This window comes from Pseudomonas pharyngis (assembly GCF_021602345.1).
In the GTDB taxonomy this organism is placed as follows: Bacteria; Pseudomonadota; Gammaproteobacteria; order Pseudomonadales; family Pseudomonadaceae; genus Aquipseudomonas; species Aquipseudomonas pharyngis.
This window is the reverse complement of record NZ_BQID01000009.1, coordinates 52,724-66,899: the sequence shown is the minus strand read 5'-3', so window position 1 is coordinate 66,899 and position 14,176 is coordinate 52,724. Positions and strand designations below refer to the sequence as shown.

The window sequence follows — 14,176 nt, the reverse complement described above, 5'->3', positions numbered from 1 at the left end:
GATGAACGTTTCTCTCCATCGGCGGCGGTCCCAGGACGGCATGGTGCTGCTGGTCAGTCTGGTGTTTCTGCTACTTCTGACGGTGATCGGCCTGTCATCGATGCAGAGCGCCAACCTGCAAGAAAAAATGGCCGGCAGCGTGAGTCTGCGCAATCAATCGTTCCAGACGGCCGAGGCGGCGCTGCGCATCGGCGAAAGTGCGGTGCAACTGGACGGCTACGCGCTGGCGGTGTGCGCCAGTCCTACCCAATGCGCGCCGCCGGCGGAGTCCTCGGTGGTCAGCGCGGCCGGGTTCAACTCCACGTCGGGGGTCACCTGGATCGCCGCCGGCAGCGGGTTCTACGGGGTGCAGAATATCGGCACGACCCTGACGGCGGTGAACGTACCGAGCAACACCTCGGCGACGTTGTACCGGGTCACGGCCGTCGGCATCGCCGGCACTTCGCGCAGTGTGGTGGAGAGTGTCTATGCGAAGTACTGAGCGACGCTTCAAATGGTTGTCGCTGCTGCTCGGCATGTTGACCGGGCTCTATCTGGCGGCACCGGCGTATGCTTTCACGCCGTCCGACTCGCCACTGTTGAGCGCGGCCGCCGTGCCACCGAACGTCATGTTGATGATCGACGACTCGGGCAGCATGAACAGCATCATCTATGCAGCAGGGTTCGATCCGACCGTGGATCGCACGCCGGCCCGTCAGTGCAACGCGGTCATCGGCCTGTGTCTGAGCTCGACCGCCATTACCGGCGATACGATCTTTCTGTCGAGCCTGCCGACCTCCGGCTGCTCCGGCGGCGCCTATGCGTTCTACAACAACAGCCTGACACCGCTCTGCCTGAAGCTGCCGGATCCGGTGGGCAGCGGCAATACCCGTTATTCGGCGGATTACATTTCCTACGTGGTGAGTCTGGCGATCAACAACGGCACACGCGACTTCACCACCGGGGCGATTCCCAACGATTACCGGATCAACGTGGCGCGCAACGTCTCCACCGCACTGGTCACCAGCAACCGCAACCTGCGCATGGGCCTGGCCACCTTCAATCCGGCCACCAGCAACAACCCCGGCAACGGCGGTTTCATTGCCCGCTCCGTCAGCGACCTGTCACCGGTCAGCGGCAGCGTGACCCAGGCCCAGGCCGACACCAACTACAACGCACTGATTTCCTCGATCAATGGCCTGAGCGCGGTGGCCAACACGCCGCTGGCCGAGACCTATTACGAAATCACCCGCTACATGCGCGGGATGGCGCCGTACTACAACAGCACGCCGAGCACTTACACCAGCCCGATCCAGTACCGCTGCCAGAAAAACTACGGGGTGGTGATCACTGATGGTTTGCCGACCTATGACCGCACCTTTCCCAGCAACGACCCGCTGGGTGGCAGCCGCTTGCCGAACTGGGACGGCATCAACAATGACGGGAACAACCTCAACGGGGACGGGGAGGGCGATACGCTGTATCTGGACGATATCGCCAAGTTCGCCTTCGACATCGACATGCGTTCCACCGGCACCGATGCAGCGGGCAAGAGCTGGAACGCGGTGGATTTCCCCAGGCAGAACATGAACACCTACACCGTGGGTTTCACCGCTTCCAACGACATGCTCTCGGACGCCGCCGATTACGGACAGGGCCGCTACTACCAGGCGACCGACAGCGCCGGCCTGAATGCCGCATTGTCTTCGGCGTTGAGCGATATCACCTCGAAGGCCGGTTCCGGCGGTAGCGGCGTGGCCAGTGGCACCACGCTGGCGAGCGGCACCAGCTATTTCCAGACCAGTTATGACCCCAAGGACTGGCGCGGCACGATCAAGTCCTTTGGGTTCAACTCGGCCGGGGCAGTCAATACGTCGACCGTGCTGTGGACCACCGACACGGCCATCGTGCCCGGTGCCACTGCGCCGACCTACCAGTCCTGGAATTCCCTGAACAACGCGGTGGTTACGCTGGCCTACGGTAATTTCTCACCGGCCCAGCAGACCGTTCTCAGCCAGGGTTTGCCCACCGGCATCAGCGGCATCGACCTGGTCGAATGGAGCAAGGGCACCAACAAGACCGGGCTCAAAGTGCGCAGCGTGTTGCTCGGAGACATCATCAACTCGCCGCTCGTATTGGCTTCGCCCACGGAAAAAACCGCTTCCGATCTGGCCGGTGACACCACCTACAGCACCTACCTGACCACCAAGGCTTCGAACATGAATGCCAGCCTGGTGGTGAACGCCAACGACGGATTTGTCAGCGTCATCAACTCGGCCAACGGTACCCGACGCTATGCCTACATGCCGTCCAGCGTATTGCCCTCACTGCGCCTGATTGCCGATCCGAACTACGTCAATGGCGTCAGCCACAAGTTTCTGGTGGATGGTCAGATCGGTGTATTCGATGCGCAATTCGGCACGGCCTGGAAAACCCTGGCCATCGGCGGTACGGGTGCCGGCGGCAAGACTTTCTATGGGCTCCAGCTGTTCGACGCCTCGGCGGGCAACGTCATTCGTGCCTTGTGGGAAGTCAGCGCGCCGGCCACTGCCAGCACTTCCAACGCTTTCAATGATCTGGGTTACGCCTATGCCCGTCCGGAAGTGGCACGCTTGGCTGATGGTCGCTGGGCGGCGTTCATTGCCAATGGTTACGGCAGCAACTCCGGGGTGGCGGCGCTGTATGTGCTGGATGTGCGTGACGGCTCGCTGATCAAGAAAATCGTCATCGACAGTACGGAAACCACCAACGGTTTGTCCTCGGTGAAGCTGCGGGTCAATTCGCAGAACGTGGTGCAGGCGGCGTATGGCGGTGACTTGAAGGGGCGGTTGTGGAAGTTCGACCTGAGCGCCACGTCCTCCGACAGCTGGGGCGTAGCTTTTTCCGGCAAGCCGTTGTTCACCACGGCCGGCGGGACGACTCAGCCGATCACCGCGCAGCCGTTACTGGCGGACAACGCTCTGGGCGGCAAACAGATTTTCGTTGGCACCGGCAAGTTCAACGAAACCGCCGACAAGACCAACAAGGATTTGCAGGCGTTCTATTCGGTGTGGGATGCCGATGGCGGGTCGGGCCAGATCACGGTCAGCAGTTTGCAGGCGCAGGCGATTACCGGGGTGTTCTCCGGCAGTACCGGGCAGTTCGTCACCACCAGCCAGAACGACACGACTTATCCGGCGGAGAAGGGCTGGTATCTGCCGCTGGTGTACAACAACGCCTTGACTGGCGAACGGGTGATCAATCAGGCCAGTCTGGTGCTGGGACGCATCGTGTTCACCACGGCCAGTGTCGATACCACCGACCCGTGTTCCAGTTTCGGTACCGGCAAACTGATCGAACTCGATGCGTTCAGCGGTAAGATGCTCAACTACGCGGTGCTCGACACCAATGCCGATGGCGTGGTCGACAGCAACGACACGATTTCCAGCGGCGTGGTGTTCACCGGCGGTATCCCGACCCTGAACGCCATCGTCAACGGTGCATCACGCAAGGTCGTGAACGATTCCAGTGGCGGTATCACCACCCTGGTGGAAAAATCCGGCGGCGGCAGCCGTCGTATCATGTGGCGGCAAATTCAGTAAGCGAGAGTTCGAGGCATGCGCAGATCCAACCGAGGTTTCACCCTGATCGAAATCATGATCGTGATTGCGATCATCGGTATCGTCATCACCATCGGCTATCCGAGCCTCACCGAATACGTGAAGAAGGGCCGTCGTGCCGACGTGGTCAGCACTTTGTCGGAACAGGCACAGATCCTCGAGCGCTTCTATTCGAAGAACAACGTCTACACCGGTGTCACCGGGTTGAGCACCGGCAACGATTTCTACACCATCACGCCGACGCTCACCGATCAGACCTTCCTGCTGACCGCGACCCGCAAGACCGGCACGGCCATGGCCACTGACAAGTGCGGGGATTTCACCCTCACCAACACCGGTGTCAGAAGCATGAACAACGCGACCACCGGGCTGACCACCAAGGATTGCTGGGGCCGCTGAGCCGCATTATTTCGGGCGCCTTCTGCGCCCACTGTCTTTTTTACGGTTGGATCAAACATGACCAGGCAACAGCAAGTGGTGATTGTCGGTGGCGGGGTGATTGGCCTGCTCACTGCGTACAACCTCGCCTCCGAGGTCGGCAGCGTGGTGCTGCTGGATCGTTCGAACGTCGGCCAGGAATCGTCCTGGGCCGGCGGCGGTATCGTCTCTCCGCTGTACCCGTGGCGCTACAGCCCGGCCGTCACCGCGCTGGCGCATTGGTCGCAGGATTTTTATCCACAGCTGGGCGAGCGCCTGTTTGCCGATACCGGGGTCGATCCCGAAGTGCACACCACCGGCCTGTACTGGCTGGATCTGGATGACGAAGCCGAAGCGCTGGCCTGGGCCGCGCGGGAGGACCGTCCGCTACGGGCTGTGGATATCTCGGCGGCGCATGATGCGGTGCCAGTGCTCGGTGGCGGCTTTTCCCGGGCGATCTACATGGCCGATGTGGCCAACGTGCGCAATCCGCGGCTGGTGAAGTCTTTGAAAGCGGCGTTGCAGGCGCTGCCGAACGTGACGATCCATGAGCAGTGTGAAGTCAGCGGGTTTGTCCGTGAAGGCGAACGGGTGGTGGGCGTGCAGACTTCAACCGGTGTGATCGCTGGCGATCAGATCGTGCTGACGGCGGGCGCGTGGAGCGGAGAATTGCTCAAGACCCTGGACCTGTCGCTGCCGGTGGAACCGGTCAAGGGCCAGATGATTCTCTACAAGTGCGCGGCGGATTTCCTGCCGAGCATGGTGCTGGCCAAGGGGCGCTACGCGATTCCGCGCCGTGACGGGCACATTCTGATCGGCAGTACGCTGGAACACGAAGGCTTCGACAAGACCCCGACGGACAACGCACTGGAAAGCCTCAAGGCCTCGGCAGTCGAGTTGCTGCCGGCGCTGGCCGATGCCGAAGTGGTGGGGCACTGGGCCGGGCTGCGACCGGGTTCGCCCGAGGGCATTCCTTACATTGGCCGGGTTCCGGGTTTTGACGGTCTATGGCTGAACTGCGGGCATTACCGCAACGGGCTGGTGCTGGCGCCGGCGTCCTGTCAGTTGTTTGCCGATGTGATGCTGGGGCGCGCGCCGATCATTGATCCGGCGCCGTATGCACCGGCCGGACGGATCTAGTCAGTTTTTTAGCGGTGCCTGATAAATCGCTTTCGCGGGCTTGCCCGCTAAGGGGCCCTCAATCCAGGCCCAGTTTCTTGAGCCTGTAGCGCATCGACCGAAACGACAGGCTCAACCGCTGCGCCGCCGCCGTGCGATTCCAGCGGGTTTCTTCCAGCGCCTGCAAAATCAGTTTGCGTTCGACGCTTTCCAGATAGTCTTCCAAATTGTCGATCTGTGTGAGATCGGCAATGCCGCCTTCAGCGGTGCCATTACCTTCACTCAGGCGTAAATCCTCGGCCTCGATCGTGCGGTTTTCACACAGGGTGTGTGCCCGCTCGAGCACGTTCTCCAGCTCCCGCACGTTGCCCGGGAAGCGGTAGTTTTTCAGTGCCTCGAGGGCATGGGGATGAAGGCGTGCCGCCGGCTGCCCGGTGCCATTGACCAGGCGCTTGAGCACATGGCCGGCCAACGCTTCGATGTCCTCGCGACGTTCGCGCAGGGACGGCACACGCAGTTCGATCACGTTCAACCGGTAATACAGATCCTGACGAAAGCGCTCGGCAGCCACTTCCGCGTCGAGGTCCTTGTGCGTCGCGCAGAGTATGCGCACATCGACCACGGTTTCCTGTTGCCCGCCGACGCTGCGCACGGCTTTTTCCTGGATCGCCCGTAGCAGCTTGACCTGCATCGGCAGCGGCAGATCCGCCACTTCATCGAGAAACAGTGTGCCGCCATGGGCCGCCTGAAACAGTCCTGGTTTATCCTCCACCGCGCCGCTGAAACTGCCTTTGCGGTGGCCGAAGAACTCGCTCTCCATCAACTCTGAAGGAATCGCCCCGCAGTTCACCGGCACGAACGGCTGATTGGCGCGGGGGCCTTGTTCATGAATCAATCGGGCCACCAGCTCCTTGCCACTGCCAGACTCGCCGCTGATGTAGACCGGTGCCTGGCTGCGGGCCAGTTTGTCGATCTGTTTGCGCAGGTTGCGCATCGGCGGTGAATCGCCGAGCAGCCGCCGGTCGATCGAAGTGCAGACATTGCCCGGCGCCGGCATACGCAACGCCGAGCCGACCAGCTCGCGCAGGCGCGTCAGGTCCACCGGTTTGGTCAGGAAGTCGAAAGCCCCGGCCTTGAGGGCGTTGATCGCCGTTTCCAGGCTGCCATAGGCGGTGATCATCGCCACCGGCAGTTGGGGATAACGTTGCTGAATGTGCTGCACCAGTTCCAGGCCGGTGCCGTCGGGCAGGCGCATGTCGGTCAGGCACAGATCGAAGGTCTCGCGGTGCAGCAGCGCTTGGGCTTCTGCGAGATTGCGTGCGCTGAAGGTGTCGAGTTTCATCCGTCCCAGGGTGATTTCCAGGAGTTCGCGGATATCCGGCTCGTCGTCGACGATGAGGATTTTTTGCCGTGGGCTCGTGTTCAACTTTGTTTCCGTCCGTGAGCAAAGGTGATGCGAAAGCAGCCGCCGCCTTGGCGTGATTTGAAGTCTAGGCGCGCTTGATTGCTTTCGCACAGCTCACGGGACAGATAAAGCCCAAGGCCGGTGCCTTGGCTGCTGGTGGTAAAGAACGGTTCGAACAGGTGAGCCTGTTGATCGAGCGGCACGCCGGGGCCGTTGTCTTGCACTTCGAGCACGGCCAGCGTGCTCTCGGGGTCGATGGATAGCGTCAGCCAGACCTCGGCCGGATCGTGCAGCAGGGCGCTGTGGCGCCAGCCGTTGCGTAACAGATTGTCGAGAATCTGCGTGAGCTGGCCGGGATCCATCAACGTGCGGAAATCCCCCGGGCCGATGTGCAGATGAATGTGCTGGCGCTCGCCGGCCTGTTCGCGGCTCTCGCTGACGAACTGCTCCAGCCACGGCTTGAGATCCAGCCGTTGCGGCGCGCTCTGCTGACGGCGGGACAGTTGCAGGACGTTTTCGATGACTCGGTTCATGCGCTGGGAGTGGTCTTGAATGATCTGCGTCAGACGCCGATCCGCGCCGTCGAGTTCCTCGGATTCCTGCAACAGCTGCGCGGCATGACTGATGGCTCCCAGCGGATTGCGGATTTCATGGGCGATACCGGCAGTCAGGCGGCCCAGCGCGGCCAGTTTCAATTGCTGGGCCTGCTGGGCGATCTGGGCGAGGTCTTCGAGAAACACCAGGGTCTGGCGGTTCGGGCTCTGTTCCAGGGCGATGAAGCTCGGCTGCAGCTCCAGGCCATTGCCGGCGATTTTCAGGCTTTGCGGGCGCAGAGTCGGGTTGTTCAGCCACAGTTGCAGGCGTTCGACCAATGCGCTCGAGTGCTCGTCGATCAAGTCGCCTTCAAGGTGCGTTTGGCCCAGCAAGGTCCTCGCGCTGTGATTGGCCAGTTGCACCCGGCGCTGTTCGTCGAGCACCAGAATGCCGGTGCGCATGCGTTGCAGGATCAGCGCGTTGAGGGCTTCGAGCCCCACCACTTCGCTGGCGCGCAGCTCGGCCAGGTTCTCACTGACTTCGAGACGGCGCATCAATCCTTGCACCAGCAATGACGCCGCGAAGCATAGGGCGCCGAGGGTGCCGGCCTGCAGATAGTCGTTGGCGCTCAGGGAATGGCTGAAACTCAGCAGAAAGCTGAGCCCGACGATGCCGAGGGTGGCGATGGCGGCGATCAGCAAGCCGATACGTCGTCGCAGCAAGGTGTTGCTGATGGCCACCGAAACGATCAGCAAGTTGCCAATCGCACTGGCCACACCGCCCGCCGCGTAGAACACGCCGCACAGCAGCAGGATGTCGACCAGTGCCAGGCCGAACAGCTGGGCCGGGCGGCGGATGTTCTCGAGGAACACCACCAGCAGGATGTTCAGCACCAGGTACAACCAGCTGCCATTGCGCAGCCACTCGTCGTTGGCCGAGGTCAGCAGGCGGTTGTCCATGTTGCTGGAGATCAGCAACACCAGGGTGATGCCGACACTTAAACGGTACAGATGATAGAGACGCAGCAGTCGCTGGGCCTGTTTGCTGTCGGCGTTGTCAGCCTCAGCGATCACTGGAACCGGGGCCTTGCTCAAGGTGAGCCTGGCTGCAATACCACTGTTGTTGAAGGTTCAGCGCGCGGTCGCGGGGCAGGTGCACGCCGCAATGGGCGCAGCGCACCATCGGCGCGGCATCCTGTTCGCGAGGCGATCGGGTGGACGAGGCGGGGGCCTTGAATTTGCGCCACAACCACACAGCAGCGGCGATCAAGGCAATCCAGAACAGTAAACGAAGCATGATGGGCGGCTTTTCGGCTAATGATTCGGCAGTTTAGCCAAGGACCCGACAGGCGCACAGCCCAATCACACGCCGCAATAAAAAGGGAGATCCGAAGATCTCCCTTTTTGGCATCACCGCAGTGATCAGTCGAACAGACCGAAGGTCATGTAGCTGAAGATGGAACGGTCGCTGTCGCTCGACTCCGGTTCCGGCTCTTCGATCACGTCGCCGTTTTCGTCTTTCGGCTTGAGCTCGTTCGGGATCGCGTCTTTCGCGTCCTGGAACTGCTTCTGCACGTCCTGGTTGGCGCGGGTCTCTCCCGGCGGCAGCGGCGGACGGGATTCGATCAGACCCAGGGTGGCCTTGCTCAGGAACGAACGGTTGTCGGCTTCGGCAACGCGAGGCACGAACTGACCGTCCTGCAGGCTCGGGTGGTTCGGGTAGTTGAGCTTCAGGGTTTCCAGACTGGTGGCCGCCAGTTCGTCCAGATGCAGGCGCTGGTAGGCTTCGGTCATCACCGCCAGGCCGTCACCGACCGATGGGGTTTCCTGGAAGTTTTCCACTACATAACGACCACGGTTGGCAGCGGCGACATAGGCCTGACGGGTCAGGTAGTAGTCGGCCACGTGGATTTCGTAGGCAGCCAGCAGGTTGCGCAGGTAGATCATGCGCTGCTTGGCGTCCGGCGCGTAGCGGCTGTTCGGGTAGCGACTGGTCAGCTGGGCGAACTCATTGTAGGAGTCGCGGGCGGCACCCGGGTCACGCTTGGTCATGTCCAGCGGCAGGAAGCGCGCCAGCAGGCCGACGTCCTGGTCGAACGAAGTCAGACCTTTCAGGTAGTAGGCGTAATCCACGTTCGGGTGCTGCGGGTGCAGACGAATGAAACGCTCGGCAGCGGATTTTGCAGCTTCCGGCTCGGCGTTCTTGTAGTTGGCATAGATCAGTTCCAGCTGCGCCTGATCGGCATAGCGACCGAACGGATAACGCGACTCCAGAGCCTTCAGCTTGGCTGTGGCGCTGGTGTAGCTGTTGTTGTCCAGGTCCTGTTGAGCCTGCTGGTACAGCTCGGCTTCACTCAGGTTTTCGTCTACGACTTCCTTCGATGAGCAAGCAGCGGTCAATGCGAGGATGGCGATCAGCAGCAGGTGTTTCACTTGCATGGCGGCTTGCGTCCCTATGACGGCCGCTGTCTTGGGCGGGGCCGTCCTGTTATGATGAGCGCCCCGTTGAAAAGCCCCGGGGCAAAAGACGCCGTATTTAACCACAAGCGCGCAGCCGAAACCAAAGGCTGTAGCCGACGCCCAGTCCGAGCATGTCCGATAAAATTGAACTTCGCGCAGAGGTGCCGTCCGAATTGGGCGGCCAACGCCTCGATCAAGTCGCCGCCCAACTCTTCGCCGAGCACTCGCGCTCGCGCCTTTCCGCCTGGATCAAAGAAGGTCGCCTGACTGTGGACGGGGCGGTCATCCGCCCGCGCGACATTGTTCATGGCGGTGCCATCCTTGAGCTCACTGCCGAGCAGGAGGCCCAGGGTGAATGGGTCGCTCAGGACATCGAACTCGACATCGTCTATGAAGACGATGACATTCTGGTGATCAACAAGCCTGCGGGCCTGGTGGTGCACCCGGCTGCCGGTCACGCTGATGGCACCTTGCTCAACGCCTTGCTGCACCACGTGCCGGACATCATCAATGTCCCGCGCGCCGGTATCGTGCATCGTCTGGACAAGGACACCACCGGTCTGATGGTGGTGGCCAAGACCATTCAGGCGCAGACCAAACTGGTCGCGCAGCTGCAAAGCCGCAGCGTCAGCCGGATCTACGAGTGCATTGTGATCGGCGTGGTGACCGCCGGCGGCAAGATCAACGCCCCGATCGGCCGTCACGGCCAGCAGCGCCAGCGCATGGCGGTGATGGAAGGCGGCAAGCCGGCCGTCAGCCACTACCGCGTGCTGGAGCGCTTCCGTTCCCACACCCACGTACGGGTGAAGCTGGAAACCGGTCGTACTCACCAGATCCGCGTGCACATGGCGCACATCAACTTCCCGTTGGTCGGCGACCCGGCGTACGGCGGTCGTTTCCGCATTCCGCCGGCCGCGAGCCAAACCATGGTCGAATCCCTCAAGCACTTCCCGCGTCAGGCCCTGCACGCGCGGTTCCTCGAGCTGGATCATCCGACCACCGGTGAGCGCATGAGCTGGGAATCGCCGCTGCCGGAAGATCTGGTGTGGCTGCTGACCCTGCTCAAGCAGGATCGCGAGGCATTCGTCGGATGAACTGGCTGACGCCGGACTGGCCCGCGCCGGCCAGCGTCAAAGCCTGTGTCACCACCCGCGAGGGCGGCGTCAGCGAGGCGCCGTTCGACAGCCTCAATCTGGGCGATCATGTCGATGACCGCCCGGAGGCTGTTGCCGAAAACCGTCGGCGTCTGACCGAACACTTTTCTATAAAACCTGCCTGGCTGCAGCAAGTGCACGGGATTGCCGTGGCGCATGCGGATCCGTCCGTGGTGGCCACGGCGGATGCCAGCTGGACGGCAACGCCCGGTATCGCTTGTGCGGCGATGACTGCCGATTGCCTGCCGGCGCTGTTCTGCGACCGTGCCGGCACTCGCGTTGCTGCCGCTCACGCCGGTTGGCGTGGATTGGCGGCCGGCGTGCTGGAGGCTACCCTCGACAGTCTGGATGTGCCTGCCGAAGACATTCTGGTCTGGCTCGGCCCGGCCATCGGCCCGCAAGCCTTTGAAGTCGGCCCGGAAGTCCGGGAAGTCTTCATCAATCAATTGCCCGAAGCCGAGACAGCCTTTGTCCCGAGCCACAACGCCGGCAAGTTCATGGCTGACATCTATAAGCTGGCGCGGCTGCGTCTGGCGGTCCGCGGTGTCACCGCTGTTTATGGTGGTGGTTTCTGTACCGTGACCGATCCGCGCTTCTTTTCCTATCGCCGTGCGCCTCGCACTGGTCGCTTCGCCTCTTTAGTCTGGCTTACCCGCTAAACTCTCTGATCTGCATCAACTCCCTGACGCTTGAATCTTCCAGAATCGACCGCATCTATAGCGGTATCTGGCAGGTTTCTTTATTCAGGATGGTTTTTTAGGTCCGGCCTGCTCAAAAGGAAGGTGACCCATGCGTATAGACCGTTTAACCAGCAAATTGCAGTTGGCGTTGTCCGATGCCCAATCTTTGGCCGTCGGCCACGATCATCCAGCCATCGAGCCGGCGCATTTGATGCAAGCCATGCTTGAACAACAGGGTGGTTCGATCAAACCCCTGTTGATGCAGGTGGGCTTCGACGTCAACAGCTTGCGTAAAGAGCTGACCAAAGAGCTCGATCAATTACCGAAAATCCAGAACCCGACCGGCGACGTCAACATGTCGCAGGATCTGGCGCGTCTGCTCAACCAGGCCGACCGTCTGGCCCAGCAGAAGGGCGACCAGTTCATTTCCAGCGAGCTGGTGCTGCTCGCCGCGATGGACGAGAACAGCAAACTCGGCAAGTTGCTGCTCGGCCAGGGCGTGAGCAAAAAAGCGCTGGAAAATGCGATCAACAACCTGCGCGGTGGTGAGGCAGTCAACGACGCCAACCACGAAGAATCGCGTCAGGCGCTGGATAAATACACCGTCGACCTGACCAAGCGCGCCGAAGAAGGCAAGCTTGACCCGGTGATTGGCCGTGACGATGAAATCCGTCGCACCATTCAGGTCCTGCAACGCCGCACCAAGAACAACCCGGTACTGATCGGCGAACCTGGCGTGGGTAAAACCGCGATTGCCGAAGGGTTGGCCCAGCGCATCATCAACGGCGAAGTGCCGGACGGCCTGCGTGGCAAACGCCTGCTGTCCCTCGATATGGGTGCGCTGATTGCCGGCGCCAAGTATCGCGGTGAGTTCGAAGAGCGCCTGAAAGCGCTGCTCAACGAGCTGTCGAAGCAGGAAGGGCAGATCATTCTGTTCATCGACGAACTGCACACCATGGTCGGCGCCGGCAAGGGCGAAGGCTCGATGGACGCCGGCAACATGCTCAAACCGGCGCTAGCCCGTGGTGAACTGCATTGCGTCGGCGCGACCACGCTCAACGAGTACCGCCAATATATAGAGAAGGACGCGGCCCTCGAGCGGCGCTTCCAGAAAGTGCTGGTGGACGAACCGAGCGAAGAAGACACCATTGCGATCCTGCGTGGCCTCAAAGAGCGTTACGAGGTTCACCACAAGGTGGCGATCACCGACGGCGCGATCATCGCGGCAGCCAAGCTCAGCCATCGTTACATCACTGACCGACAGCTGCCGGACAAGGCGATCGACCTGATCGACGAAGCGGCCAGCCGCATCCGCATGGAGATCGACTCCAAGCCGGAAGTGTTGGATCGTCTTGAGCGGCGCCTGATTCAACTGAAGGTGGAATCCCAGGCACTGAAGAAAGAAAGCGACGACGCGGCGAAGAAACGTCTGGAGAAACTCCAGGAAGAAATCGATCGCCACGAGCGTGAGTACTCCGATCTGGAAGAAATCTGGAACTCGGAAAAAGCCGAGGTGCAGGGCTCTGCGCAGATTCAGCAGAAGATCGAACAGTCCCGTCAGGAGCTGGAAGCTGCGCGCCGTAAAGGCGACCTGAACCGCATGGCCGAGTTGCAGTACGGGGTGATCCCGGATCTGGAGCGCAGTCTGCAAATGGTCGACCAGCACGGCAAAAGCGAAAACCAGTTGCTGCGCAGCAAGGTGACCGAAGAGGAAATCGCCGAAGTCGTTTCGAAATGGACCGGCATTCCGGTGTCGAAAATGCTCGAAGGCGAGCGCGACAAGCTGATGAAGATGGAAAGCCTGTTGCATCAGCGCGTGATCGGTCAGGACGAAGCGGTGGTGGCGGTAGCCAATGCAGTGCGGCGTTCCCGGGCCGGGTTGTCCGACCCGAATCGTCCGAGCGGCTCGTTCATGTTCCTCGGCCCGACCGGTGTCGGTAAAACCGAGCTGTGCAAGGCGCTGGCCGAATTCCTCTTCGACACTGAAGAGGCGATGGTGCGGATCGACATGTCCGAGTTCATGGAGAAACATTCCGTGGCGCGGCTGATCGGTGCACCACCGGGCTACGTCGGCTATGAAGAGGGCGGTTACCTGACCGAAGCGGTACGGCGCAAGCCTTACTCGGTGATCCTGCTGGACGAAGTCGAGAAGGCGCACCCGGATGTGTTCAACATCTTGCTGCAAGTGCTGGAGGATGGCCGTCTGACCGACAGCCATGGCCGCACGGTGGACTTCCGCAATACCGTGATCGTCATGACCTCCAACCTCGGCTCGATGCAGATCCAGGAACTGGTCGGTGATCGTGAAGCGCAAAGGGCAGCGGTGATGGATGCGATTTCCACCCATTTCCGTCCGGAGTTCATCAACCGGGTCGACGAAGTGGTGATTTTCGAGCCATTGGCGCGGGATCAGATCGCGGGCATCACCGAGATCCAGCTGGGCCGTCTGCGCAGCCGTCTGGCCGAGCGCGAGCTGAAGCTGGAACTGAGCCCGGAAGCGATGGACAAGCTGATTGCCGTCGGCTACGACCCGGTCTATGGCGCACGGCCGCTGAAGCGGGCGATCCAGCGCTGGATCGAGAACCCGCTGGCACAGTTGATCCTGTCGGGGCGTTTCCTGCCAGGCGAGACCGCGACCGGCGTCGTGGAGAACGACGAGATCACGTTCAACTGACGCCCGACGGTGGTGTCGTCATCAAGGCCTCGCAATGCGAGGCCTTTTTTTTCGCCAGGCTGTTGAACTCAAAGGAAAAGGCTTGTAAAGTGCGCCCCGCAGTCAGTCACCAACAGGGTTTCAGCTCACTGGGCAGAAATCTGAAATAAGTTGCAA

At 61.3% G+C, this 14,176-nt stretch carries 11 protein-coding genes; 7 read left to right on the top strand and 4 right to left on the bottom strand.

The genetic code is table 11. The features are described 5' to 3' along the window. Position 1: 1 nt before the first annotated feature. The 4 genes from L6D74_RS19000 to thiO are packed head-to-tail and all read left to right on the top strand — an operon-like array spanning position 2 to position 5,135. Positions 2–481 carry a pilus assembly PilX family protein gene (locus L6D74_RS19000; protein WP_236190039.1) on the top strand — a complete coding sequence of 160 codons (480 nt, stop codon included), beginning with the start codon at positions 2–4 and terminating at the stop codon, positions 479–481. Beyond that, positions 468–3,560: a pilus assembly protein gene (locus L6D74_RS18995; protein ID WP_236190038.1), complete on the top strand. Its 3,093-nt coding sequence runs from the start codon at positions 468–470 to the stop codon at positions 3,558–3,560. Before L6D74_RS19000 ends, L6D74_RS18995 begins: the two co-directional genes overlap by 14 nt. A gap of 15 nt (positions 3,561–3,575) precedes the next feature. Further along, complete coding sequence (locus L6D74_RS18990; protein ID WP_236190037.1) at positions 3,576–3,977, top strand: type IV pilin protein; 402 nt, start codon at positions 3,576–3,578, stop codon at positions 3,975–3,977. A gap of 57 nt (positions 3,978–4,034) precedes the next feature. Then, positions 4,035–5,135: a glycine oxidase ThiO gene (thiO, locus tag L6D74_RS18985; protein ID WP_085612621.1), complete on the top strand. Its 1,101-nt coding sequence runs from the start codon at positions 4,035–4,037 to the stop codon at positions 5,133–5,135. Between the two features lie 58 nt (positions 5,136–5,193). Here the strand turns inward: thiO and L6D74_RS18980 are convergent, their stop codons facing one another. From L6D74_RS18980 to L6D74_RS18965, 4 genes are all read right to left on the bottom strand, one after another. After that, a complete protein-coding gene (locus L6D74_RS18980; protein WP_236190035.1) occupies positions 5,194–6,540 on the bottom strand; it encodes a sigma-54-dependent transcriptional regulator in 1,347 nt (448 codons plus the stop codon). Continuing rightward, positions 6,537–8,126 carry an ATP-binding protein gene (locus tag L6D74_RS18975; RefSeq protein WP_236190155.1) on the bottom strand — a complete coding sequence of 530 codons (1,590 nt, stop codon included), beginning with the start codon at positions 8,124–8,126 and terminating at the stop codon, positions 6,537–6,539. The genes L6D74_RS18980 and L6D74_RS18975 overlap by 4 nt, the downstream gene beginning before the upstream one ends. Beyond that, positions 8,116–8,349, bottom strand: a complete 234-nt coding sequence (locus tag L6D74_RS18970) for a PP0621 family protein (RefSeq protein ID WP_039771683.1) — start codon at positions 8,347–8,349, stop codon at positions 8,116–8,118. The genes L6D74_RS18975 and L6D74_RS18970 overlap by 11 nt, the downstream gene beginning before the upstream one ends. A 125-nt stretch (positions 8,350–8,474) precedes the next feature. Continuing rightward, complete coding sequence (locus L6D74_RS18965; RefSeq protein ID WP_007959566.1) at positions 8,475–9,491, bottom strand: outer membrane protein assembly factor BamD; 1,017 nt, start codon at positions 9,489–9,491, stop codon at positions 8,475–8,477. Positions 9,492–9,643: 152 nt separating this feature from the next. Here L6D74_RS18965 and rluD point away from each other — a divergent pair, with 152 nt between their 5' ends. From rluD to clpB, 3 genes are all read left to right on the top strand, one after another. Beyond that, positions 9,644–10,606, top strand: coding sequence for a 23S rRNA pseudouridine(1911/1915/1917) synthase RluD (gene rluD, locus L6D74_RS18960; protein ID WP_011335991.1), 963 nt, complete (start codon positions 9,644–9,646; stop codon positions 10,604–10,606). After that, complete coding sequence (gene pgeF, locus L6D74_RS18955; RefSeq protein WP_039771678.1) at positions 10,603–11,325, top strand: peptidoglycan editing factor PgeF; 723 nt, start codon at positions 10,603–10,605, stop codon at positions 11,323–11,325. Before rluD ends, pgeF begins: the two co-directional genes overlap by 4 nt. Before the next feature lie 130 nt (positions 11,326–11,455). Then, positions 11,456–14,020, top strand: a complete 2,565-nt coding sequence (gene clpB, locus L6D74_RS18950) for an ATP-dependent chaperone ClpB (protein ID WP_064382092.1) — start codon at positions 11,456–11,458, stop codon at positions 14,018–14,020. The last annotated feature ends 156 nt before the right edge of the window (positions 14,021–14,176 follow it).